This window comes from uncultured Zoogloea sp. (genome assembly GCF_937894855.1).
Classification (GTDB): Bacteria; Pseudomonadota; Gammaproteobacteria; order Burkholderiales; family Rhodocyclaceae; genus Zoogloea; species Zoogloea oryzae.
Window position 1 is genome coordinate 1 of sequence record NZ_CALAYQ010000181.1, and the last position, 19,689, is coordinate 19,689.

35 protein-coding genes are annotated in these 19,689 nt (G+C 71.4%); 16 read left to right on the forward strand and 19 right to left on the reverse strand.

The window, feature by feature from the left end; genetic code table 11:
- The 9 genes from Q0672_RS19950 to Q0672_RS19990 form a co-directional block, all read left to right on the forward strand.
- Positions 1-422, forward strand: a 422-nt coding sequence (locus Q0672_RS19950) for a DUF932 domain-containing protein (protein ID WP_298625068.1), incomplete at its 5' end; no start/stop codon positions are given.
- A gap of 104 nt (positions 423-526) precedes the next feature.
- Complete coding sequence (locus tag Q0672_RS19955) at positions 527-748, forward strand: hypothetical protein (protein WP_298625070.1); 222 nt, start codon at positions 527-529, stop codon at positions 746-748.
- A gap of 52 nt (positions 749-800) precedes the next feature.
- Positions 801-1,031 (forward strand): hypothetical protein, encoded by a 231-nt coding sequence (locus tag Q0672_RS19960; protein WP_298625072.1) that lies wholly within the window; start codon positions 801-803, stop codon positions 1,029-1,031.
- 71 nt (positions 1,032-1,102) lie between these two features.
- Positions 1,103-1,291, forward strand: coding sequence for a hypothetical protein (locus Q0672_RS19965; RefSeq protein WP_298625074.1), 189 nt, complete (start codon positions 1,103-1,105; stop codon positions 1,289-1,291).
- A gap of 2 nt (positions 1,292-1,293) precedes the next feature.
- Positions 1,294-1,878: a hypothetical protein gene (locus Q0672_RS19970; RefSeq protein WP_298625076.1), complete on the forward strand. Its 585-nt coding sequence runs from the start codon at positions 1,294-1,296 to the stop codon at positions 1,876-1,878.
- Positions 1,872-2,309, forward strand: a complete 438-nt coding sequence (locus Q0672_RS19975) for a hypothetical protein (protein ID WP_298625078.1) — start codon at positions 1,872-1,874, stop codon at positions 2,307-2,309. The genes Q0672_RS19970 and Q0672_RS19975 overlap by 7 nt, the downstream gene beginning before the upstream one ends.
- Positions 2,310-2,475: 166 nt before the next feature.
- Complete coding sequence (locus tag Q0672_RS19980; protein ID WP_298625080.1) at positions 2,476-2,883, forward strand: hypothetical protein; 408 nt, start codon at positions 2,476-2,478, stop codon at positions 2,881-2,883.
- Positions 2,884-2,933: 50 nt separating this feature from the next.
- Positions 2,934-3,224 carry a hypothetical protein gene (locus Q0672_RS19985; protein ID WP_298625082.1) on the forward strand — a complete coding sequence of 97 codons (291 nt, stop codon included), beginning with the start codon at positions 2,934-2,936 and terminating at the stop codon, positions 3,222-3,224.
- Between the two features lie 79 nt (positions 3,225-3,303).
- Positions 3,304-3,978 carry a hypothetical protein gene (locus tag Q0672_RS19990; RefSeq protein WP_298625084.1) on the forward strand — a complete coding sequence of 225 codons (675 nt, stop codon included), beginning with the start codon at positions 3,304-3,306 and terminating at the stop codon, positions 3,976-3,978.
- Here Q0672_RS19990 and Q0672_RS19995 read toward each other — a convergent pair.
- The 3 genes from Q0672_RS19995 to Q0672_RS20005 form a co-directional block, all read right to left on the reverse strand.
- A complete protein-coding gene (locus Q0672_RS19995; RefSeq protein ID WP_298625086.1) occupies positions 3,953-4,981 on the reverse strand; it encodes a hypothetical protein in 1,029 nt (342 codons plus the stop codon). The genes Q0672_RS19990 and Q0672_RS19995 overlap by 26 nt on opposite strands.
- A 24-nt stretch (positions 4,982-5,005) precedes the next feature.
- Positions 5,006-5,134 carry a hypothetical protein gene (locus tag Q0672_RS20000; RefSeq protein ID WP_298625088.1) on the reverse strand — a complete coding sequence of 43 codons (129 nt, stop codon included), beginning with the start codon at positions 5,132-5,134 and terminating at the stop codon, positions 5,006-5,008.
- A 225-nt stretch (positions 5,135-5,359) separates the two neighbouring features.
- A complete protein-coding gene (locus Q0672_RS20005) occupies positions 5,360-5,725 on the reverse strand; it encodes a hypothetical protein (protein WP_298625090.1) in 366 nt (121 codons plus the stop codon).
- Between Q0672_RS20005 and Q0672_RS20010 the strand changes: the two genes are divergently transcribed.
- From Q0672_RS20010 to Q0672_RS20030, 5 genes are read left to right on the forward strand one after another with little or no spacing between them, the layout of a single operon-like run.
- Positions 5,718-5,954, forward strand: coding sequence for a hypothetical protein (locus Q0672_RS20010; RefSeq protein ID WP_298625092.1), 237 nt, complete (start codon positions 5,718-5,720; stop codon positions 5,952-5,954). The two genes, Q0672_RS20005 and Q0672_RS20010, sit on opposite strands and share 8 nt — an antisense overlap.
- The gene (locus Q0672_RS20015) at positions 5,948-6,526 is read left to right on the forward strand and encodes a hypothetical protein (RefSeq protein ID WP_298625094.1); all 579 of its coding nucleotides are present in this window, start codon (positions 5,948-5,950) and stop codon (positions 6,524-6,526) included. Before Q0672_RS20010 ends, Q0672_RS20015 begins: the two co-directional genes overlap by 7 nt.
- Positions 6,523-6,870 carry a hypothetical protein gene (locus tag Q0672_RS20020; protein ID WP_298625096.1) on the forward strand — a complete coding sequence of 116 codons (348 nt, stop codon included), beginning with the start codon at positions 6,523-6,525 and terminating at the stop codon, positions 6,868-6,870. The genes Q0672_RS20015 and Q0672_RS20020 overlap by 4 nt, the downstream gene beginning before the upstream one ends.
- Positions 6,867-7,391 carry a hypothetical protein gene (locus Q0672_RS20025; RefSeq protein ID WP_298625098.1) on the forward strand — a complete coding sequence of 175 codons (525 nt, stop codon included), beginning with the start codon at positions 6,867-6,869 and terminating at the stop codon, positions 7,389-7,391. The genes Q0672_RS20020 and Q0672_RS20025 overlap by 4 nt, the downstream gene beginning before the upstream one ends.
- Positions 7,388-8,425, forward strand: a complete 1,038-nt coding sequence (locus Q0672_RS20030) for a hypothetical protein (protein ID WP_298625100.1) — start codon at positions 7,388-7,390, stop codon at positions 8,423-8,425. The genes Q0672_RS20025 and Q0672_RS20030 overlap by 4 nt, the downstream gene beginning before the upstream one ends.
- A 288-nt stretch (positions 8,426-8,713) precedes the next feature.
- Here the strand turns inward: Q0672_RS20030 and Q0672_RS20035 are convergent, their stop codons facing one another.
- The 4 genes from Q0672_RS20035 to Q0672_RS20050 are packed head-to-tail and all read right to left on the reverse strand — an operon-like array spanning position 8,714 to position 10,381.
- The gene (locus Q0672_RS20035) at positions 8,714-9,319 is read right to left on the reverse strand and encodes a hypothetical protein (RefSeq protein ID WP_298625102.1); all 606 of its coding nucleotides are present in this window, start codon (positions 9,317-9,319) and stop codon (positions 8,714-8,716) included.
- Positions 9,258-9,833, reverse strand: a complete 576-nt coding sequence (locus Q0672_RS20040; RefSeq protein ID WP_298625104.1) for a hypothetical protein — start codon at positions 9,831-9,833, stop codon at positions 9,258-9,260. The genes Q0672_RS20035 and Q0672_RS20040 overlap by 62 nt, the downstream gene beginning before the upstream one ends.
- 33 nt (positions 9,834-9,866) lie before the next feature.
- Positions 9,867-10,109 (reverse strand): hypothetical protein, encoded by a 243-nt coding sequence (locus Q0672_RS20045; RefSeq protein ID WP_298625106.1) that lies wholly within the window; start codon positions 10,107-10,109, stop codon positions 9,867-9,869.
- Entirely contained in the window at positions 10,106-10,381 is a 276-nt protein-coding gene (locus Q0672_RS20050) for a hypothetical protein (RefSeq protein ID WP_298625108.1), read from the reverse strand. Before Q0672_RS20050 ends, Q0672_RS20045 begins: the two co-directional genes overlap by 4 nt.
- 121 nt (positions 10,382-10,502) lie before the next feature.
- Here Q0672_RS20050 and Q0672_RS20055 point away from each other — a divergent pair, with 121 nt between their 5' ends.
- A complete protein-coding gene (locus tag Q0672_RS20055) occupies positions 10,503-10,700 on the forward strand; it encodes a hypothetical protein (protein WP_298625110.1) in 198 nt (65 codons plus the stop codon).
- Here the strand turns inward: Q0672_RS20055 and Q0672_RS20060 are convergent.
- The 5 genes from Q0672_RS20060 to Q0672_RS20080 form a co-directional block, all read right to left on the reverse strand.
- Positions 10,655-11,710: a hypothetical protein gene (locus Q0672_RS20060; protein WP_298625112.1), complete on the reverse strand. Its 1,056-nt coding sequence runs from the start codon at positions 11,708-11,710 to the stop codon at positions 10,655-10,657. The two genes, Q0672_RS20055 and Q0672_RS20060, sit on opposite strands and share 46 nt — an antisense overlap.
- A complete protein-coding gene (locus tag Q0672_RS20065) occupies positions 11,707-13,452 on the reverse strand; it encodes a phage portal protein (protein WP_298625114.1) in 1,746 nt (581 codons plus the stop codon). The genes Q0672_RS20060 and Q0672_RS20065 overlap by 4 nt, the downstream gene beginning before the upstream one ends.
- A gap of 43 nt (positions 13,453-13,495) precedes the next feature.
- A complete protein-coding gene (locus tag Q0672_RS20070; RefSeq protein WP_298625116.1) occupies positions 13,496-13,996 on the reverse strand; it encodes a hypothetical protein in 501 nt (166 codons plus the stop codon).
- A 64-nt stretch (positions 13,997-14,060) separates the two neighbouring features.
- Positions 14,061-14,348, reverse strand: a complete 288-nt coding sequence (locus Q0672_RS20075) for a hypothetical protein (protein ID WP_298625118.1) — start codon at positions 14,346-14,348, stop codon at positions 14,061-14,063.
- 26 nt (positions 14,349-14,374) lie between these two features.
- Entirely contained in the window at positions 14,375-14,965 is a 591-nt protein-coding gene (locus tag Q0672_RS20080; RefSeq protein ID WP_298625120.1) for a hypothetical protein, read from the reverse strand.
- Positions 14,966-15,041: 76 nt separating this feature from the next.
- Here Q0672_RS20080 and Q0672_RS20085 point away from each other — a divergent pair, with 76 nt between their 5' ends.
- A complete protein-coding gene (locus tag Q0672_RS20085) occupies positions 15,042-15,647 on the forward strand; it encodes a hypothetical protein (RefSeq protein WP_298625122.1) in 606 nt (201 codons plus the stop codon).
- Here the strand turns inward: Q0672_RS20085 and Q0672_RS20090 are convergent.
- From Q0672_RS20090 to Q0672_RS20120, 7 genes are all read right to left on the reverse strand, one after another.
- On the reverse strand, positions 15,622-16,461 hold the full coding sequence (locus tag Q0672_RS20090; RefSeq protein WP_298625124.1) for a hypothetical protein: 840 nt from the start codon (positions 16,459-16,461) through the stop codon (positions 15,622-15,624). The genes Q0672_RS20085 and Q0672_RS20090 overlap by 26 nt on opposite strands.
- Complete coding sequence (locus tag Q0672_RS20095; RefSeq protein ID WP_298625126.1) at positions 16,458-16,706, reverse strand: hypothetical protein; 249 nt, start codon at positions 16,704-16,706, stop codon at positions 16,458-16,460. The genes Q0672_RS20090 and Q0672_RS20095 overlap by 4 nt, the downstream gene beginning before the upstream one ends.
- A complete protein-coding gene (locus Q0672_RS20100) occupies positions 16,706-17,023 on the reverse strand; it encodes a hypothetical protein (RefSeq protein ID WP_298625128.1) in 318 nt (105 codons plus the stop codon). The genes Q0672_RS20095 and Q0672_RS20100 overlap by 1 nt, the downstream gene beginning before the upstream one ends.
- The gene (locus Q0672_RS20105) at positions 17,020-17,820 is read right to left on the reverse strand and encodes an ATP-dependent Clp protease proteolytic subunit (protein ID WP_298625130.1); all 801 of its coding nucleotides are present in this window, start codon (positions 17,818-17,820) and stop codon (positions 17,020-17,022) included. Before Q0672_RS20105 ends, Q0672_RS20100 begins: the two co-directional genes overlap by 4 nt.
- Positions 17,817-18,152: a hypothetical protein gene (locus Q0672_RS20110; RefSeq protein WP_298625133.1), complete on the reverse strand. Its 336-nt coding sequence runs from the start codon at positions 18,150-18,152 to the stop codon at positions 17,817-17,819. Before Q0672_RS20110 ends, Q0672_RS20105 begins: the two co-directional genes overlap by 4 nt.
- A gap of 42 nt (positions 18,153-18,194) precedes the next feature.
- Positions 18,195-19,475, reverse strand: coding sequence for a hypothetical protein (locus Q0672_RS20115; RefSeq protein WP_298625135.1), 1,281 nt, complete (start codon positions 19,473-19,475; stop codon positions 18,195-18,197).
- A partial coding sequence (locus tag Q0672_RS20120; RefSeq protein WP_298625137.1) for a hypothetical protein occupies positions 19,472-19,689 on the reverse strand: 218 nt, incomplete at its 5' end. The genes Q0672_RS20115 and Q0672_RS20120, both read right to left, overlap by 4 nt.

Genomic DNA, 19,689 nt, shown 5'->3' on the forward strand with positions numbered 1-19,689 from the left:
CCTACGCGCTGCGCCTGTTCGCGCTCACCCGCGGCGAGGGCGACGACGCGGTCCGCGTGATCGAGCCGGACGCCACGGTCGGCCGCCGCCTCCTCGATGACGTGCGCCCGCTGTTCGAGGCCGGGGTGGGCAACGACCGCGCGGGCGTGCGGGGCACGTGGTGGGCCGCCTACAACGCCGTGACCGAGTGGCTCACCCACCACCGCGGGAGCCCGGCCGGGACCGAGCGCGAGCAGGCGGAGCGTCGTTTCGACTCGCTCCACCTTGGCCCCGGTCGCCGCCTCGGGGTCCGCGCGCTCATGCTGGCGCTCGACGCCGCCCACGACGCGCCCGCCGCGGATCTGCCGCTCATGCTCCCTGCGCCCGTCGATGAGGACGCCGCGCCGCCTGCCGCCCCGCTCCCCGCGAGCGACCTCGGCTGATCTGCCCGGGCCACGGACGGCCCGGTTTCGAGCCTGAAAAATAGTCGATGTCATCTTGTCGTTTTGAGCTTGACCGGCAAACGGACAATCGCTATCTTCGAGACATGAGCAACGCGACCCGCCCCGCCGCCCCGATCACCGCCCTTGACGCCGATGGCGAGGAGTTCACCCTCGACTTCGGCTTCCCGACCGTCGCCGCCCGCCCCGCGCGCGCCGCCGACGAGACCACCGCGGACGACGCCCGTGTCGCCCGCGAGGGCCGCTCCGCCGAGTTCCGCGCCGCCTGGCACGAGGAGCACGGTACCGCCGCCAAGCCCCGCCGCTGAGCGGCCCCGGCCCCACCGGCCCCGTACCCGCGAGGGTCGGGGCTTTCGGGGTGTGAGCCTCCTCGACCGCACCTTCGCCGCCCTCGCCGCCGCTGGCCTGTCGACCTGCTCGGCGCGCTCGTGGGGCACCGCTCCGCTCTATGCTGAGGGCGAGGCCGACCGGGCGCTCGTCTACCGCACGCCCGGGACCGCCGGCGATCTCGCGGCCGCCCAGCGGGCCCTGCTCGCGGCTGGCCTCGCAGTCACCCTTCGCTCTGGGCGGCTCACCGTTCGCGCCCGCTGAACACGCGGGCCGCCACGCCCGTCTACTCGCTCCGTAGCCACTGCACGGGCTCAAGGCGCGCCAGGAGACCAATGCACACCCACCGCCCCAAGCCCGCCCTCACCATCGAGCGACCCTTCACAGGCCCCGTGGCATCGCCGCAGGTCCAGGAGGCCCACGGCAATATCTGCCGGGTCCATACGTGCTCCTGCGGGGCGACCCGCAAGAGCAACCTCAACGCCAACGCGATCGAGCGCGGGGCTTGGGAGGCGCCGGAGTAGCCATGGACCCGATCAACGATTACACCCGGGTGCACCACCTCATCGACACCATCGCCATGTGCGCCGTGGTGCACCTCGATGACCTCACGCTCGGCCAGCACCCGGACACGACCGCCCGCGAGGATGGCAAGCTCGCCCTCCTCGACTGGAGCCGCGCCGGTGGCCCGATCGTCAGCGACGGATGGGAGGCGAGCGTCGCGCTCACCCAGCGCACCAGCCCCGCCCGCGCCCTCGGGGCTGCCCTCGCCGCCGCGGTGAAGGTCGACGCCCAGATCTGCGAGGACCTGCCGTTGCTCTCCGGCCTCGCCGTCTCCGCGGACAACCTCGCCTCGCGCACCGCCGGCGGCCCGGCCGACGCCGCGCTCCGCCTCGCCCTGTGCGCCCGCGGGCTCGCCTTCGCCATGCTCGGCGAGGAGGGAGACGCTCGCCGGGGCCACAACCGTGACTTCGAGCTGCGCGATCTCGGCGCCACAGACCGGCCCGAGGCATGGCTCGGCACGGACGGGCGCGACTTCGCCGACCTGCGCGCGATCGCCTTCCTGCCGCTGACCGAGGGCGACCGCGCCCTGCTGGGGGCCGTGTGCTGATCGCGGCCTTTGACGCCCGGCGCCTGTTCGAGCGCCTTGGCCTCGACACCCTCGAAGACCCCATCTTCGAGGGCGATCGCGGCCTCGTGGAACATCTCGCCCACGAGATCGGCCACGCCCTCTCGCTCGGCTTGGAGATCGGGCTGGGCATCAATAAGGCGATCGATATCACCCTCCGCCGCGACTGCTCGCCCCGAAAGCAGATCCGCGAGGAGGCGCTCGTCCTCGCCGCCGAGGCCATCGCACTCCCGCGCCTCGGGGTGCACTTCTCCGAGAGCTACCCCGGCCAGACCCTGCGTGACGCCGCCGAGGTCCAAGGTGTGCCGAACCGTGATTACTGGCGCGCCTTCGGGTCCAAGGCTGCCCGCCAGCTGGGCGTCCGCGTGCTCCGCTACATCGGCCGCCGCGCAGGCTGTGGGAGGCGGGTGTGAATCACGGTGCGTCGCAATACCGCTCCGGCTGCCGGTGCGAGGTATGCCGTGAGGGCCACCGGGTCAATCAAGAGCGCCTGCGCGAGGCCGCCCGCTGGAAGCCGATCCCCGAGCATGTCCACGGCACCACGCACGGCTATGGGTATTGGGATTGCCGGTGCGACCGATGCTGCGAAGCCAAGCGCGCCTCGAACGCGCGCGACAACCCGATCCACAAGGCACGCAGGAGGGCCCGGAAGTGACGCGCCACACCGCCACCACGCGCAGCTCGACGGCCAAGCTCACCCTGGAGGTCCAGGTCGACCGCGACGAGACCAGCGGATACCGGCATCGCTGGACCACCACCGTGCGCTTCGGGCTCCTGCGCGCGATCGGCCCGAACCTCCGGGACGCTCTGGCGAAGCTCGCCTCGGAGATCCAGGGCCTGGCCGAGTCACCGGGCGCCGAAGCGGGCGCCGTCGCCGAGCGCATGGCCGCCCACGCGTTCTACGACGCCGATGTCGCCGCGTTCGGAGTCGTGCGCGCCGCCGAACGAATGCGGCTCCGGCTGCGCGGGTTGGACCCTGATAAATAGATTGTCGTTTTGGGTTTGACTTCCAAACAGACAAGGCGCATAGATAGTCCATGCCCGTGAACAAGACCGCCGTCTCCACCAAGGCCCGCTACGCCTCCCGCTTCGACGCCGCCGAGCTCGCGCGCATCCCCGCCCTGTGGGCCACCTTCGACCGCGCCACCGGCAAGCTCACCGGCGAGACCTTCACCTGGCGCAGCGAGGCCGAGGCCGCTGCGCTCCAAGGCCCGATCGCCGTCGATGCCCTGCCCCAGCTGATCGCCGTCGCGCTCGACGACCGCGGCGTCGCCCGCGAGACCGAGAGCGCCCCACACCACAACGAGCACCTCTGCCGTTCACGCTGATCCCGGACCTGCTCCGGGCGTGCCTGGGCCTCGTCCGCCCGGGCGGCTACGTGGCCTTCCTCTGGGCATGGGGGTGTCTATGCACGCGCATCTCGTCGCCAGCGCCCGTGACAGGTCCCTCGCCGAGCGCCTCTCCGTCGACCTGGACTACTGCGACCCGCGCCTCGCCGGCCTGTGGCTGTGGGCGAAGTCCTGCTGGTTCGGCGACGGCTTCGGAAAGGACCCGCCAGCACGCCAGATCCCGATGCTCTCGGGGGGCGGCGGGACCGGCCGCGGCTTCGGGCAGGGCATTCACCGCCGCGATCTGCGGTACCGGCTGGACGAGTACCTGCATGAGGTCGCGGCGCGCCTCCGCTACGTCCGGATCTCGTGCGGCGACTGGGCCCGGCTGGTCAAGCCGTCAATCACGGTCCAGCACGGCCTGACCGGCGTCCTGCTCGATCCGCCCTACGGTGAGGGATCCGTCAGCTACGCCCACGGCGGGACCTGCGACACCCTCATGCTCGCCGCCCGCGACTGGGCGATCGCCAACGGCTCGCACCACCACCTGCGGATCGTGCTCTGCGGCTACGACACGATCACGATGCCGGCCGATTGGCGGGTGCGGCCGGTGAAGTTCGCCGGGGGCAGGAGGGTGGCGCCCGGCGAGGCGCGCCCGCGCGAGAGGTCGGCGGCCCAGATGAGGGGAGCCGCGCCGGCCTTGTTGCCGTGGTATGGCGCGGGCGGCTTCACGGGGCTTTGGCAGCGCCGATGAAGTCGACCACGGGGATCGTCATCACCTCGGGGCCGATGCGCTCGAAGGGGACGACGGCGCGGTCAACGAGGGTGGGCTGGAACAGACCGACCGCGGGGTTGTAGATGTCGGCGATCCGCTGGCCGACCGGCGCCTTGTGGATGCCCTCAGGCGCGTAGTAGACCGCCGGCCCGTCGATCATGAGCGCCATCTCGACGCCCTCGCCGCCGCGGATGTAGCAGCGCAGGCCCAGCGCCTTGATCTTGGCGCAGATCTGATCCCACGTCGGCGGGACGGCGCCCGAGAGCACGTCGCTGCGCCCGGCGTCGTAGGCGGCGTCGAGTGCCGGGGCGACCCACGCCCAGTCGCGCAGGTACAGGTTGTCCTCCGCCTCGCCGCCGTCCCAGTGGTAGCGGACCTTGCCGTCCTGCAGGACTGCCACGCACGCGCGGTAGCCGTCCTCAAAGTTGGCGCCCTTGAACTCGTCGGGGTCGACCCAGTGCGGGATCGCGTCGGCCGAGTCGACCAGCGCGACGCGGAAGGTCGGGCCGGTCGCCGCGCTCGCCGACATCACGTGCTCGGCGGCGGCGAACGCCCCGCGGGCCTTCGCCAGCTTGAGCAGGCGCAGCGCGGCCTCGAGCGTGGTCTCGCCGGGCTCGCTGGGGGCGACTGCTCGGCCGCCGACGTGGTAGCCGTCCAGGAAGGCCACGGCCTCGGGGTCGACCTCGCCGGGCTTGTGGGCGTCGAGCAGGTGCTGGCCGAGCGCGCCCATGGTCTCGGTGTGCGCGGCCCAGGCTGAGACCACGGAGTCGTGGTGGGCCGAGCGAGTGGCAGCCTCGCGCAGGTCAGCGACATCGCGGCCATCCGGGCCATCAAACATGCCCGCGGCGCGGAGCTTGGCTTCGAGCAGGTCGGCCGTATGCAGCAGTCGAGCCTGGAGCGTCGACAGGTCGGGGGTGGGCGCGAAGGCGCGAGCCATCACGTCGTCGGGAGTCTCAGGGCGATCGTCGATCATGGCCAGCATGGACGGCGCGGGCGCCCGGCGTGTTCACTCGGGCGGCGCCAGGTCCGGGAAGTGCTCCAGCACCAGCGCGCGCAGCCGCTGGCACTGCTCGGCGCCGAAGCGGCCGATGTGCGCATGGTGCGCCCGGACGAGCAGCGAGGCGCCCGTGTTCACCCGCCCGGCCAGCGGTGGAACTCCTTGCGCCGGCGCCCCGGGCGGTCCCAGTCGGCGCCCTTCACCCGCGCCGTCTCGACCCAGCCGGCCCCGCGCAGCGAGTCGCCGGGCTCCGTGGCGAGCGTGTACGTGATCAGCCGCCGGTAGCCGAGGGCGATTCCTCGTTGCGGTAAACGCCGCGCCGTGGGGTGAGGAGCGGCCGGCAGTGCATGACGCGGTCGGCGTTCAGCTCGACGCCTCGGGGCCGTCGTCGACGACCACGACGTGCGGATACAGGTCGCTGCCGACCGGGAACTCCTCGCCGGGGGAGCGAAACGAGAGGACCCGCAGCGTGCGCCCGACGTTCTCCAGGTTGGTCGCCCCGAGGATCCGCACGTACAGCTTCACGTCGGTGGCGAGGAACTGGTCGATGACGCCGGAGTCGCGGATGGCAAGGTCGCCAAGCCGGTCAGCCTCGACGACGCGATCGCCGAGCTGCGCAAGGCCCACGCGGCCCGCCTCGCCTCCACCCAGAGGCTCCAGGCCAGCGCCCCGAAGCTGCGCCGCGTGAAGTAGTCGGCCCACCACCCGTCCAAGGATCACCATGGCCACCTGCATCACCTGCCACCGAGCGCAGCCCGACGATCATGTCCTGGAGGACAGGTGCGTCGGATGCTCGCTCGCCGTCCGCCAGACCGTGCTCCAGCGCCGCGCCAACGCCCGCAACATCGCCTCCCCAGTCGGCCCCGCAGCCGAGGAGATCCGCGCTGCCAACGAGCGCCACTTCTACCGCTCGATGGACCCGGCCCCTGCAGCCGCCCCGGAGAACCACCCATGCTGACCACGAGCGACCGATCCGCCGCCATGACTGCAGAACTCCCGCAGCCGATCTCCGTGGGCGAGCTTCACCGCTACGCTCCAGACGCGCAGGGCAGGCGACGCCTGTCATTCCAAGCCGAAGTTGGGGGCCAGCGCCTTGCCGAGGTTGCGATCATCCCAACGACCAGCGAGGTGCCGCAGGTGCAGTTCGACGCGTTCGCTGGCGCTCTACACAGCCTCCTCAAGGGCTCCGAGGACCGGGTCGCTGACGCGCAGGGTAAGGTTTTCGCCATGCGAGAGGCGGTCAACGGCTACCGCTCGGAGATCGGCAAGCTCCAGAACCAGCTCGCGGCATTCGAGAAAGGCCCGGCGGTGCGTGGCGAGTGCTACGCCGTGGAGGGCGCTGGCGGCTGCGTGTGGCTCGTCGGTCGCCCCAGTGGCGCGGCGTTCGGATTCTGGTTCAAGAACTGGGCCGAGCTCGCCCGCGAGCGGCCCGGGCTGCGCCCTTGCGGCACCCGTAAGAGTGAGGAGAAGGGGTGCGACGAGACATACGTCGTGCTGCGCCCAATTGCCGATCTCGAGGTCAGCCCATGATCACCGTCGAGACCGCCACCGAACTCCGCGCGCTGCTCAAGCGCTACATCGACGCGCAGGCCGCGAGCACCCGCGCGCAGGAGGCCCGCGCCCGCCTGCAAGCCGGCTCGACCCGCGCGCGCTCCACCACCGCGAACGCGAACTGGGCCCGCGCCGCCGAGCACCGCGACCGGGTGAAGGACGCGGTCGAGACCATGCTCTGCGAGCTCGTGCGCCGCCCGGTGGTCGAGGCTATCCGCCGCGCCGGCGCCGAGCTCGACGGTACCCGCGGGACCGACACCGCGGCGGCGCGTGAAGCCCTCCTCGAAGCGCTCGGCCACCTGCGCCAGCTCGGGGGCCTGTGATCACCCAGGGCCAAAGCAACGCCGCGCGGGCGATCGCCTGCCCGAAGTGCCTCGTCGGCGCCGGCGAGTTCTGCCTCCACGGCAACCCCGCGGAGAAGACCTCGCACGCGATCCGCACCCACCTCTACCTCGCCTCGGTCCGCCCTCTGCCCACCGCGGCCGTGTGCGCGGCCCTGACCGAGATCGCTGGCACCCGCGCCGACACCAAGCCCTTCGTCCACTGGCTCGACGGCGCCCACGAGTTCCGCTCGCAGTCCTCGGGCGCCAACAACCTCGCCATGGGCGTCTACCTCGGCGACGCCACCAAGCCGGTGGCGATGGTCCGGCGCGCCCTCCTCGACATGGCCACCGCCCACGGGCTGCTGGTCAGCCACCCGGTCTTCAAGGGCCGCGGGCGCCACGAGGTCACGGCCCGCGGGCGCGCCCTCCATGCCGCCGGCGGGGACCTCCAGCGTTTCCTCGCAGCCCTCGCCGCACGTGATCGATCACCCTCACCAGAAGCACCCACCACGCAGCCATGACCACCACGCCAGACTTCATCAACACCCTCAACTTCCTCTCCGACACGCAGTGCATGCGCCTGCGCGAGGCCGACCTGGACGTCCCGGCCGCCTTCGAGCACATCACCGTCGAGCACCTGCTCGCGCCGCCCTTCAACCTCACCCTCGGCAAGGCCTCGCGCGTCCTCGCGGCCGCCCGGGCCAAGGTGGGCACCACGCCGACGTTCACCATCTCCCCGCCCGCGCCCATGTCGACCCGCATCGAGCAGGCGCTGGCCACGGCCGCCGCCGACCCGGCCAAGGCCAGCCTCCTCGTCGAGCTCGGGGTGTCCCGCGTCGTCCTCGGGGTCGACGACAAGGTGAGCCCCGCGCTCACGCTCTCGATGCGCGCGCAGGAGGCCGCCGGCGTCCCGGTCGGGCCGACCTGGCAGGGCCAGCGCGTCGTCGAGACCGCCCGCCTCGCCTCGCCCACGGTCTACTGCTCGCCGCGCACCGGCTCGCCGCTCCAGGCCGGGGCCGACGAGGTCAGTGGTGTCCTGTGGGGCGAGCTCGGGCTGGACGGCCTGCGCGAGACAGCGTTCGGCTACGAGGAGGGCTTGTTCGAGGGCCGGCCGGAGGAGGCGGTGTTCGCCGCGATGAAGGGCGGCGGCTCGTTGCGTGAGAAGGTGCTGGGCCGCATGCGGGCGCTCAGCGTCAAGCCGGAGTCGCTGGACCGGATCGTCGTGTTCACCCCGGCGCCACAGGGGCACGTGGAGGTGGGCTTCACGCCGCCGTCCAGGCGTCCGGGCCGCTCGCTGGTGGCCAGCCTCTCCGGCCTATTCATGTCGGCCTTCAGCGCGGACGAGCTCCGCCGCTTCATCACCTTTACGATCGGCCGCGACTTCGCCGACTCGTTGCCGGCGCCCCCGACCTCGCTGGCGACGCTCGCCTCCGAGGCCGCCGACAAGCTCATCCGGCAGCGCTACGTCGACCGGGACCTCCGAGACGCCCTCTACCGCGAGCGCCCCCGCAAGTCAGCCGAGATCGACGCGGTCTTCAGCGCCGCCGGCATCTGATCACCCGCGTGATATCGTCGCGCCGATGTCGAGCACCCGGATCTACGCGTCCTTCTTCGGCAGCCTCACCGCCGCCGCCGAGCCCGTGGGTTCGGAGAACATCCTCGCCTTCAGCGCCGAGGACTACTACCGCGCCGCCGCCTGGCAGGCCGGCTCGCTGCAGGCCTCGATCAAGACCGCCAGCTACGTCGCGCTCCCCTGGCAGTCCGGGCTCGTCGCCGCCACGATCGGCATCCAGATCCGTGCCGGGGCGCCCCTCAAGGTCCGCCTCACCCGCCAGGTCTCCGCTCAGGCGGTCATCGACTGCGACCCGTTCGCGGTGCTGACTTTCAGGGCCGACGACCGCGTAACCCTCCTTGAGGTCTCCGGTTCGGCCGACGTTGCGACCGAGTTCAGCTGGCTCGCCATCGGCACGTGATCGCACAGCGCGATCACGTAGGTCCCGGTGGGCAGCCTCGTGATCGCCGCGCCGGCCGACTCGTAGGGGTCGAACATGCGCGACTGGAGCGTCGCAGCGCGCAGCAGCGCAGCCGGCCACGCCTGCTCGTCGGCGCAGTCGGCCGCCTCGAACATCGCCGTGAGCGTCTCGGTCAGCATCGAGTCGAGCTGCGGCGGGCGGACGGCGCCGGCGACATGGCCCTCGATGAGCTCGCCGAGGATGTCGCGCGCTTCCGCCGGCGACCGGATGCTCTCGATCATCTCCAGGTGCGCCCGGAGGACGGCGCCGGCCTCGGTCGACCGGAAGCGGAACTCGACCATCTCCGCCAGCTGCTCCAGCGCGACCGCCAGCCTGCGGAGCGCCCGCATCATGCGCACCCGGTGGCGCGCGCTGTTAGGAATGGTGGGAGTCGGCGCCTTGATTTTCGCTGGGGGCATGGTGCCCCAGAGAATCACACGGCGGCGGCTCGCCCGCAACCATAAGGGTGCGGATCCTGAGCCTGCAGGACGGGCAAGTCGTGGGCGCGGCCCGCTCGTCCAGCGGCTCGTAGACCGGGCGGGTCGGCGCCGGCGTTGGGCTCACCTCTGGCCGCAGGGTGCGGGGGTGCTCGGGGGGCAGGCGCCGAAGCGGGCCGGGCGGGCCGAGCTCCGGCGCGCGCGGGACAGCGACGCGGGGGCCGTTCGGCTGCTCGGAGCAGAGCAGCGTCTCGCCCGCTGGCGAACGCTCGAAGAAGAGGCGCTCGTACTCGTGGGCCGTCACCGGCGCCCCGTCCAGGCCCCAGACCACCTGCAGCGGGCAGCCCGGGCCCAGCGCGATCAGCGTGGCGCGGCGGGAGAGCACATCGGCGAAGTCGTCGCCGGTCAGGACCACCAGCGGGGGCACCTTGCTCGCCAGGCGGGCCGCCCGCTCTACACGGTCAGCGGGGAGGGCGATCACGGCGAAGTAGGCGCGCTGCGGGGTCCAGGCCATTCGGCGGCTTGGACGCGGCTCGGCGGATCGGCTTCACCGTGTGGCGCTGGCGACGGCCTGGCTCGGCGGCGGCTCCGGCTGCTGCGCGGGCGACTGGAAGATCCAGATCGCCAAGTACAGCCAGACGAGCACGTTGAGGCCGAACACCTCGCGGCCGGTGGTGAGCACCTCGGGGGCGTCAAACAGGCGCAGCGTGGGCGGTGGCATGATCTGGATGAGCCTCGCGCTGCTGGTCGCGGGCAGGCTTTCGGTGATGGGTCCTGTGCGAGTCCTCATCGGGACCTCCCTCGGGGTAGTTGCTTTCGACGCCGCTGTTCGCGGCCGACCTCTTCGTCGAGCACAGCGTAGATGGTTTCCACATCGGCGTCAGCAACGCCACGCCGCTCGCCGATTCTGCGCACAGCCTCCCTGTGGTCTGCAAGCCTCCGCGACCAGGACCGATCCATCTTCACGGACCACGAGAGCAGCACGCCGATCACCGCGAGCAACTCTGGCGTGAGGGGCTTGCCGACCCACCAGCCGACGACGACGACGACGCCTGCGGCCATCGACGAGACCCAGCTCAGGAACACCGCGAGAGGCCGTTGTTGTCGTCCGCGCACCTGCTCGGAGCGTCGGCGAGGGGTGACATGCTGTCAACAAACCACAGGACCGTGTAGAGCGGTCCCTATGCTCACGCCGCGCCAAAACGCCTTCCTGACCGTCACCACCATCTGCGCTGTCTTCGTCGCCGGGGTCCATGCCGCCGCGCTCGCCGGCGGTGTCTGCCGGGACCCCGACGAGCCGACCCACCCGGTGCCCGTCGACGCACCGCTGGACCCTCACGAGGCCGCGAGCACGCCGATCGCTGCGCCGGCCGCGAAGTAGAGCAGCAGGCCCTGCTCGGTGCGGACCTCGATGCGCCCCCCTCGCTCGGCGACGCTGGCGATCCGCGGGCGCCCGGGGGCTGCGAGCACATCGCCGGCGCGGAGGTTCTTGGCCGAGCGGATAGCCTGGCCCGGGACCCGGCGCGTGGCCGCTGGCGCTGGCGCGGCCCGCCTGTCCTCCGCGACAGGCCAGCGGTCCACCACGACCTCGCCCCACGCGGGCCGGTGCCCCACCATGAGCTCGCGGTCATTCGGGCGATTCGGCGGCGCCATGTAGAAGTGCCCGCGGTGGCTATCGAAGAACGGCTCGCGGACGGGCCGGACCTGCCCGTGGAGCAGGACCGAGTCGCGCCCGGTGCGGGAGTCGAAGGTCGCCACGAGCCGCTTCATCATCCTGTCCCCGGGGACATCTTGAGCGAGCAGCACTTCCAGCTGAGCGGCGTTGTACGCCGCCGACGCTTCGGTCTCGGCGATCCGCTGGAGCTCCCACGCGTGGGCGGCCGCGGTCCGGCGCAGCGCCAGCGCGACATGGTCGACGCCCGCGCGGTGGGGCTTGCCGAGCAGCACGGTCGCCACCGCGGCGCCCTCCACCGCGTGGACCAGCAGCGCCCCGAAGCGCCCGAGGCTCGCCTTGAACACACCCTCCCTGGCGAGGGCGATCTGGGCGGGCGTCGGCGCGACCGGACGGAGCGGCAGCACGTGCCCCAGCAGCGCGCGGTCGCCTGTCTCAAAGAACAGGGCCGCGTCGGCGAGGCTCGTGGCAGCCGCCGAGGTCAGGGCCTTGCCGAGGGCCGCGCCGAGCTGCGCCACGAGCCGGACCAGCATCCGGCGCAGGCGATCCACCACCGCCCGCGCCGCCGCCGGCGTCCAGACCCGCGAGCCAGCGCCCGCCAGCCTCCGGAGCTCGCCGCGGATCGCCCGCGCGGCCAAGCGCTGCAGCAGCACCGCCGCCTCGCCGCCGAGCGAGGCCATCGTCTGCCGCATCTGGGCGATGACTTCGCGCAGGCTCACTCGTCCTCGCCCTCATCCTCCTCATCGTCAGCCGGCGGGGCCTCGTCCTGCGGCTTATCCTTGCCGGCCTCCTCGTCCTCTGCATCCTCGCCGAGCTCGCCACCATCGCCGCCGAGCCCGAACTGCTTGGCCTGGAGCGCCATGTTCCGCTCCTTCTCCTCGTGCATGCGGCGAAGCTCCTCGGCGGGGTCGATGCCCATGATCTGCGCTGCCTCCTCCACCGCGGTCTCCTCCGAAAGCACCGGGACGCCACCGGCCGCCGCCTGCACCGCCTGCACCTCCTGATTGATCTCGGTGGGGGTCTTGGTGAAGTACGGCCCCCGCTCCAGGTCGATCCAGCCGAACTTGCCGACCTTGTGCGGGACGAGCTTCGGCTTGGCGGGCGGCTCCGGCGGGCCGGCCTCGACTCCCTCCTCTTCTGGCGCCTTCGGCTTCGCGGGCTTGGGCGGCTCCTTCATCTCGCGCGAGGGGAGGATGATGGTGCCCTTGCGGGGCATCTCGTAGGAGCTGACGCCGAACGCTTTGGCCATGTCATAGATGGCTTCCAGGGACCGGCGCATCGTTACCTCGCGCTGCGGCCACAGCCAGCCGACCCGGACCTCGGGGGCGCGCCACAACAGCCGGAGGGCCTCGCCGCTCTTGAAGGCCCCGGCGATCTCGGCGTTGACATGGACCACGTCGGCGAGCCGGAAGGTCTCGTCTTCCAGGCGCTGCCAGGCGTCGAGCGTCACCTCCAGGCTCTTGCCCGAGGTCTCCAGCAGCGAGGCCTTGCCCTTCTCCGAGGTCTCCAGCAGCTGGCCGCGACCGAGCCGCCCGAAGCGGTGCCGGCGGCGGGTGCCGGCGTCGTCGCTCTGCACCACCGTGGGGTCGCAGTTCTTGCCGACCGCGGAGTACAGGTGCGAGCCGAGCCGGTCGATGGTGTCGCACCGCGGCTCCAAGCCGTCGAAGTCGGTCAGGCCCCACATCTCCTCGCTCGGGGTGTTCCGGTACCAGGTGACGGGGCAGCGACTGGAGCCGTGGGGCGCCCGCACCGGCCGCCCGGCCTTCTCGATCGGGTCCTCGGGCTTCCACTCCTTCGGGACCGGCTTGTAGTCGATGCGCTCCTTCGCGTTCCACTCGGTGGTCTGCCAGAACTCGCGGAAGCCACGGTTGCCGTGGCTGTCGCGCACCGGGAGCGTGACCAGCACCTGCCGGACGATGCGCTCCGGCTGCCAGCTCTCCGAGCTCGACCATTGGAGCACGCGGAACTCGCTCGGCTTGTGGACCGCGAGGTGGATGCGACCGCCGATGATGCTCGGCACCTCGCAGGCTGTCCCGCCACCGCCGGCCATGTTGCGGCCGAGCGCGAACAGCAGGCGCAGGTTGCTCGACTTGGCGACCGCCCGGAGGAGCTCCTGCGTGTCCTCGTCGGCGGCGACCTTGATCACCGTGGGGCTGCCGAGCATGAGCCCGGTGTTGCGGTTGACGATCACCGCGGCGGTCGGCGTCGGCATGTCGGGCTTTCGCATCACCGGCGAGCCGACGTTCAGGGGCACGAAGCCGCGGGGGTAGTAGCGCTCGCGGAGGTACTCCATGCCGGGCTTGCGGGGCATGCCCTCCCACGACTGATCCAGGTGGTCGTGCTGCCGGTTGGCGAAGAAGCACCACGCCGCCTCGAAGCGCTTGGCCTCCTCGGTCTGCGGCAGGTCATAGACCATGACCGGTGCGTCCCCGGTCTCCTCGATCGTGTAGTCGGCGTCCACCCGGGGACGGTACACCGGCGGCGCCCTGCTGGCGCCGAACCGGCTACTCGAAGCGGGGCCGGTCGGTGCGCGCGGCCAGCGGGAGCAGGCCCTTGCCCTTGTCGAGCTCGGAGTCCTTGGAGAGGGGCACGAGCCGCTCTTTCGTCAGGTGGAGCATCACGCGGTGGTAGTCGGCGGCGGCGATGGGCGTATTCCGCTCGTCGCCGGGGCCGTAGTACGCGACCACCACGACGCCCTCGGGGCTCAGCATGGCGACGCCGGTATAGGGGCCTTCTGAGCGGGTGGTCTCACCATGGCCCGCGCCGTTGATCTGGAAATAAGCCCGGTAGCAGGCCCGCATGGCCGTGGTGCGGTGGTCGTCGCCGCGCCAGCCCTGGAGCCGCGTCGCCGCTGCGGTGAGCGACGTGCACCGGAGGAACAGCCACCGGACGGCCCGGCGCCGGCCGAGCTGCGGGAGCGTGGGATCCTCTGCGGTCGGGACCGGCACGACCTGCCGGCGGAGAACCTCGGGCTTGGCCCGGCTGCTGATGTCGATGTCCTGCATGATTTCCTCCCCTGCGCCGACGCCGGCCCACTGGCTACTATTCAGCGGGCCTCCACCCTGAACGCTACACCAGTGCCTGCGCGCTCGCCCAGCGCTCCATGGCGACGAGGTTCCACCGCTCGGCCACAGGGAGCGACTCCCGCTCCGCGAGCGCCTGGCGCCACCCGGAGGCCGCCTCGGCGAGGGCATGCTCGGCGGCCCACAGCTGAGCGGTGATCTCGCCGATCGCGAGCTCGCGCGGCTCGTGTCCGAGGTCCAGAACATTGATCGTCTCGGTCCTGAGCGCATTCCAGCGAATGCGCACCGCCCGGCATGCCGCCGAGGCCCGCTTGACCGCGAGCCGGGCCTCCATGGCGCGGGCTGGTGGTTGTGGCCCCTTCACGCGCCCACCGGGAGAACGCGGTCGATGGTGGCCTGGACCGTCTCGTCGGCCGGCGCGTCGTCGACGGCATCGAGCAGGGTGAGGATCTGCTCGCCGGACAGACCGGCGCGGGCGACCCGGTAGAAGGGCCACATGTGGCGCTGCGTGGGGTCGAAGTTGAAGCGCACATCGGTCTGGTGGTCGCCGCCGCTCTCGACGTGGGCGAAGCGGCGCGCGGTGCATCCGCCGTTGGAGAACTTGAACTCCTCGGAGTCGGAGATCGCCACCCAGCCCTGACCGCTGGTGGCGATGTCGCCCGGCTTGAGCGAGCTCCACAGCACCCAGCCATCCGGCGGTACAAGCACGTCCTGATCGGTGGTGGCCCCCGCGACCACTCCAGCCCGGTAGGCGCTTACGATCAGGTCGCGGATCCACGAGTCGTCGCTCTCGAAGCGGTGGCCGCGGACCGGCGGGGTGCGGATGGCGGTGACGTGGCCGTTGTCGATGATGACCATGACCTCCTCGATCATCGAGGCTTCGGCGGCGATGGCCTCCTCGCGGTGAGCGATGAGTTCGTGGGTAACAGGCAGAATGTGCACGGTGAGCATGGCCGACGTGGACGCCGGCCAGCGCGGCCGTGTTCATGGCTGAATGCGCCCATGTTGCCGGCCGTCTGGCTGGTCCATGGCCACGTTCAACATCAACATCAACATCGACAAAACCGGCACCCAGACCATCCACTCGGATGGCGACCCGGCTCTCTGGCCGCTGGTCGGTCGGCTCGCCGCCGCTGCCGTGCCTCCACTCCTGAGTCTCACCGACGACGGCCAGCCTCCGCGGCCGGTCGTCAACATCAGCAACGTGTCGAGCACGCCCATGTCCGGCCTCGCGCACCAGATCGCCGAGCATGCCTGGTTCAGCGAACTGTGGTCGCGCACCACCGAGCGCCCGCTGCTCGTCGGCGAGAGCATGGACGGGCGCAGGTTCGCCGTACTCAATGCTGAGGACCCGCGCCTCCAGCCCACAGCCCAAGCCCTTGAAGACGCCATCGGCAACTACGGAACGGCCCTCAACATCTTGGGCTGGCCGAAGAACAAGGACAAGGTGGTGGATTGGGCGCGCGGATTGAATGATGACCTCGCCAGGGTGGACCAGATCGAGGACGAGCTTGCGGCCGTGCGCGCGACCCTTGAGGAGGCGATCGGCCGCACCCCGGACCCGGCGCGCTCCACCCAGCAACTGGCGCTCGATCTCGTTGAGGTGCTCAAGGCCGCAGTGATGCGGCGCTGATCTGCACCCTCGGATACGGCTGGGGCGGGTAGCTCGTAGACTCCGCCACCAGCCGCTTCATGCCTGGCGTGAGGCCGAACAGGTATCGCAAATTGCCCGTGTGCTTGAGCGTGCGCGTGACCTGCTTGAGCGCGCCAGGAAGCCAGGCCGCGAGGTCGGCTGCATCCCCGGTGCGCTCCGGCGGCGCGGCCCCATGCTCCACCAGCTGATCCACCGCATGCCGCCAGCCCCGCTCGCGGGCGCGGATCTTCGAGCGGGTGCGCTCCGAGAACACCCGACCGTCCGGGAGCAGCCGCAGCGTCCGCGCCGTCGCCAGGCCGGTGTAAACGGCGTTGCTCGCCCGGTAGATGATGCCGAGGTGCCCCGGGAACACCACCGCGCCGCCCACGGCCGAGCGCGGGACCGGGTCGGCGAAGCTGACGACGCCGGCGTAGCCGCGCTGGCGCAGCTCGGCGAAGGCGCGGGCGATGAACCAGCTCTCGCCGTTGGCCGGGACGTCGTCGAGCAGCACCAGCCGGCCGAGCTCGACAGCTTCGGTCTTGGGGCAGGGCAGGCAGCCGAGCACCTTGTCCTGCGCCGGGTGGCTGAAGACGGCGACGCCCACGAGCGCGCCGCCGCGGTAGAGGCCGATGCGCTCGCGGGCGGCGGGGTAGCTCGCCGAGTAGTGGTGCGCGACCACGAAGGCCCGGGCGATGTTGTCGGCGCCGGGCCCGTCGATCGCGGCGACCTCGTAGCGGCGCGGGTCGATGACCTCGCCCGCGGGCCGGTAGCTGGCGCGGCCGGCTCGCCAGCGCTGGGCGCCGTCGACGATCACCGGCGGGCCTTGAAGTCGTGGTCCGCGGTCTGGGTGGCGGTCCGGCGCGCGGGCGGGGTTTCGTCCTGCGGGTCGTTCCAGACCGGGCTGTCCTCCGCCTCGGCGAAGTAGTCGAGCGCGGCCTTGTCGTTGCGGCGGAGCAGGGTCTCGCCGCGCCGCCCTGCGTACCGGGGCAGGCGTTGCTCTCGGCCCTCGAAGCGGCAGGCGATGCAGAGCTCGTCGCGGGTGCAGGACTGGCAGGCCATCACGAGCGCTCCTTCACAGAGATATGCGCGACGAACAGCGCATAGAGCGGGAGCAGGACGGCGCCCGCGAGCCATACGAAACCGGCCCCGTGGCGCGGGCCTCTGTCCGGCGCACGGAAGCACTCCATGACCTCGCACGCGGCGTCCTGGCAGAGATATGCGCCGTTGCAGGTGATGTACAGGTCGGCGCACGATACCGCTGTGTCGCAGGTGAGCGCGTCGAAAGAGTATGTGGATTTGAGCAGCATGTTGAGCGCTACCAGGCCCAGCACAAGAGCGAGCGCCAGCAGGGCGGCGGACAGCATTTTGGTGTTCATCGTTGGTCCTCGGGGAGCGAGAGCATGGTGAGGCGGGCGAGCTCGGCGAAGTCGCGCAGGCTCGCCGGGGTGGCGTCCTCGATGTCGAGGCCGAGCGCGCGGGCGTCGGCGCGGAAGATCGGGCGCCAGTGGAAGCCCCACCCGCCCCTGACGAGTTGCTCGGCGAGATGTTCATCGGCGGCCGTGGGGTTGGCCGCGTGGTGGCGGTAGCGCTTGTCCGCGAGCGCCCGGCGGCGCGCCCGGTAGGTGAGCACCTCGGCGCTGGCCTCCTCGATGGCCCGGCGCGCGTGGACGACGTCGACCGGCACGCCCTGCTCGTGGGCGGCGACTTGGTCCACCGCCCAGACCATGTCGTCGCTCCGAGTCCACGCGCGGTCGCACGGCCCGAGGACCGAGTCGGGGCCGAGCACGATGCGGTCGCAGCTGAGCGCGATGGACGTGCCCGCCGACCACGCGAAGCCTGGGATGTCGGCGACCACCTCGTGCGGGTAGGTGGAGAGGGCGTTCTTGACCCGCGTCGCGGCCTGCGAGGCGCCGCCGTTCGTGTGGATCAAGGCGTGGAGGATCGCGCCGGAGGTCTCCAGCGCGCGGACACCAGCGATCCACCGGTCGGCGGAGTCGTCGTCCACGCGGCCGACCATGCTGACGATCCGGCAGCGCCAGTGCATTTCCATGTAGGCGTGGAGCCGAGCTGCGCGGAGACGATAGACGGCGCGCAGGAGGTCGGAGCGGTGGTGCCAGAGCAGGTACAGCGCGGCGATGGCGAGCAGGTGCGAGGGGAGGATGGTGAGGCTCACGCGCCCACCTGTACCCCGGGCCAGGTGCCGGCGGCGATGTGCGAGAGCTCGTCGGCGCTCGGGCGGCGCCAGGCCCCGATGAAGCCGCAGGTCGTCGTGGGCGCCTCCTGCTCGGCATCCTCGATGGCGTCGCCGTCGAAGATCCACAGGCCCGGCGCGGGAGGGCCGTCGAAGCGCTCGAACTCCAGCCGCTTGTTACCGACGTGCGCGATCTGGTCCTCGTAGATGTCGAGGCGTACGCGCTCGCTGGCGGGGACGGTAAACATGATGCTGGCGGTGCTCGCGTTTGCGTACACCACCAGCAGGAGAGGAGATTCGATCGTCGTGGTCACGCCCATGCGGACGAAGTGCCGGCAGCGGCATTCACCGGTCACTCAGCCGAGCCCGGGGAGCAGAAACTGCGTGCCGGAGGCCTCGCGGATGCAGCCGGGAGAGAACCACAGCCGCTCCTTCTCGCGGTTCTCCCGCCCTCGCCCGTGGGCCTGCAGGCCATACCCGCCGCGCGCGGTCCAGGGCACGCACCACCACGAGGACGGCATCTCGTGCTCGCCCTCATACCCGCAGAGGACGATCCTGTAGAGTGGGTCCTCGCCGACCTCACGGGCCCACGCAGCCGCGCGCTGGGCCACCGTCTCCTCGTGCTCCATGCTGGCCGCGTCCTCGTCGTCGTAGATCCGCTTCGTGCGAACCTTTAAGCCGTAGGGCGGGTCCAGGATGACCCCGGTGAGCCCGTGCGATATCGTTACCGCGGGCGTAAGCACCCGGGAAAAGTCGCCGCAGGTAATGCGGACGAGCCGGAGCCGGTCGGCGAGCTGGCGCATCCACACCACGAGGCCGTCGAGTCGACGCCCGGTCCCGCTATGCACTCCACTACCAAATCCGACACCTGAGCCATCGCTGCCCGCAAGGGCTGGCAGGGACGAGTTCACGCCGTTGCCAAGGTGGGCGCCGCCGTTGGAGCCGATAAGACGGGGCAGTTTCGTCTTGTGAACGCCGGTTCCTGTGCTTGCCGAGCCGTGCCCGCCACCAAGGTCCGGGCGGGTTTGGTGAAGCGCGCGGTCGCCCACGCTGTTGCCGTGGACTCCGTGGCCGTTGCGAGCGCGGCCTGACCCGCCTGAGATCTCCGGGCGCCTCAACGGGAGGGTGCCGTCGCACCAGCCACTGCCGAGCCACGCCGACGCACCCCAAATCCAGCGGCCGGCGAGCTCGGCATCATAGAAGCGCGGGTCGCTCTGCAACTTCGCGCGCAGGTCCTCCGCGGCGGCCACGAGCTCGCGATGCCAGGCGTGCAGATCGAGCTCGATGACGGGATGGTCTGCGTGCACGGCGACGGCCTCCGGGTCACGCTGGATCGCTCGCCACACGTTGGCGACGAGGCCTGAGCCATCGTTGATCGTCTCGACCTTGCCGACCTCGGGCCGGGCCCAGAGCTCGGCGAGGCTGCCAGCGAACGGGATCACGAGGTTGCCCGGGTTGCCGAGGGCCGCCCACATGATCGGCGCGGCGATGCGCTTGTTCCCGAAGTAGGGGAAGGGCGCGCGCTGGCCCTTCACGAGGTCGACCGGCCACCGCGCCTCAAGGAGCCCGCGCAGCCGATCGTTCTCCGCACGCAGGAGGGCGAGCTCGTCCAGAGGTTCACGGGTCGGCGCGCTCATTCCGCCCACGCCTCGAAGGCCAGCCAGCGCTTGATGTAGGCCGGGGTCTCGCCGCGGCTCAGGGACTCGAAGTCCCAGGCCGGATGCAGCGGCGACCACGAGGGGTGCGGGCAGTTGCTCGCGTCGAGCTCCATGAGTTCGGTGGACCTGTCGATCCGGACCCCGAGGCAGAGCTGGCGCAGGCCGTGCTCCGGGATGTCGGCGATGCCGTTGT

Bases quoted from the DNA above. Each gene is read 5' to 3' on its own strand.
- Q0672_RS19955 (WP_298625070.1), top strand. From the start codon at position 527: ATGAGCAACGCGACCCGCCCCGCCGCCCCGATCACCGCCCTTGACGCC.
- Q0672_RS19965 (WP_298625074.1), top strand. From the start codon at position 1,103: ATGCACACCCACCGCCCCAAGCCCGCCCTCACCATCGAGCGACCCTTC.
- Q0672_RS19970 (WP_298625076.1), top strand. From the start codon at position 1,294: ATGGACCCGATCAACGATTACACCCGGGTGCACCACCTCATCGACACC.
- Q0672_RS19980 (WP_298625080.1), top strand. From the start codon at position 2,476: ATGCTGCGAAGCCAAGCGCGCCTCGAACGCGCGCGACAACCCGATCCA.
- Q0672_RS19985 (WP_298625082.1), top strand. From the start codon at position 2,934: ATGCCCGTGAACAAGACCGCCGTCTCCACCAAGGCCCGCTACGCCTCC.
- Q0672_RS19990 (WP_298625084.1), top strand. From the start codon at position 3,304: ATGCACGCGCATCTCGTCGCCAGCGCCCGTGACAGGTCCCTCGCCGAG.
- Q0672_RS19995 (WP_298625086.1), bottom strand. From the start codon at position 4,981: ATGCTGGCCATGATCGACGATCGCCCTGAGACTCCCGACGACGTGATG.
- Q0672_RS20010 (WP_298625092.1), top strand. From the start codon at position 5,718: ATGGCCACCTGCATCACCTGCCACCGAGCGCAGCCCGACGATCATGTC.
- Q0672_RS20015 (WP_298625094.1), top strand. From the start codon at position 5,948: ATGCTGACCACGAGCGACCGATCCGCCGCCATGACTGCAGAACTCCCG.
- Q0672_RS20020 (WP_298625096.1), top strand. From the start codon at position 6,523: ATGATCACCGTCGAGACCGCCACCGAACTCCGCGCGCTGCTCAAGCGC.
- Q0672_RS20030 (WP_298625100.1), top strand. From the start codon at position 7,388: ATGACCACCACGCCAGACTTCATCAACACCCTCAACTTCCTCTCCGAC.
- Q0672_RS20040 (WP_298625104.1), bottom strand. From the start codon at position 9,833: ATGGCCTGGACCCCGCAGCGCGCCTACTTCGCCGTGATCGCCCTCCCC.
- Q0672_RS20045 (WP_298625106.1), bottom strand. From the start codon at position 10,109: ATGAGGACTCGCACAGGACCCATCACCGAAAGCCTGCCCGCGACCAGC.
- Q0672_RS20050 (WP_298625108.1), bottom strand. From the start codon at position 10,381: ATGGCCGCAGGCGTCGTCGTCGTCGTCGGCTGGTGGGTCGGCAAGCCC.
- Q0672_RS20055 (WP_298625110.1), top strand. From the start codon at position 10,503: ATGCTCACGCCGCGCCAAAACGCCTTCCTGACCGTCACCACCATCTGC.
- Q0672_RS20070 (WP_298625116.1), bottom strand. From the start codon at position 13,996: ATGCAGGACATCGACATCAGCAGCCGGGCCAAGCCCGAGGTTCTCCGC.
- Q0672_RS20075 (WP_298625118.1), bottom strand. From the start codon at position 14,348: ATGGAGGCCCGGCTCGCGGTCAAGCGGGCCTCGGCGGCATGCCGGGCG.
- Q0672_RS20080 (WP_298625120.1), bottom strand. From the start codon at position 14,965: ATGCTCACCGTGCACATTCTGCCTGTTACCCACGAACTCATCGCTCAC.
- Q0672_RS20085 (WP_298625122.1), top strand. From the start codon at position 15,042: ATGGCCACGTTCAACATCAACATCAACATCGACAAAACCGGCACCCAG.
- Q0672_RS20095 (WP_298625126.1), bottom strand. From the start codon at position 16,706: ATGGCCTGCCAGTCCTGCACCCGCGACGAGCTCTGCATCGCCTGCCGC.
- Q0672_RS20100 (WP_298625128.1), bottom strand. From the start codon at position 17,023: ATGAACACCAAAATGCTGTCCGCCGCCCTGCTGGCGCTCGCTCTTGTG.
- Q0672_RS20115 (WP_298625135.1), bottom strand. From the start codon at position 19,475: ATGAGCGCGCCGACCCGTGAACCTCTGGACGAGCTCGCCCTCCTGCGT.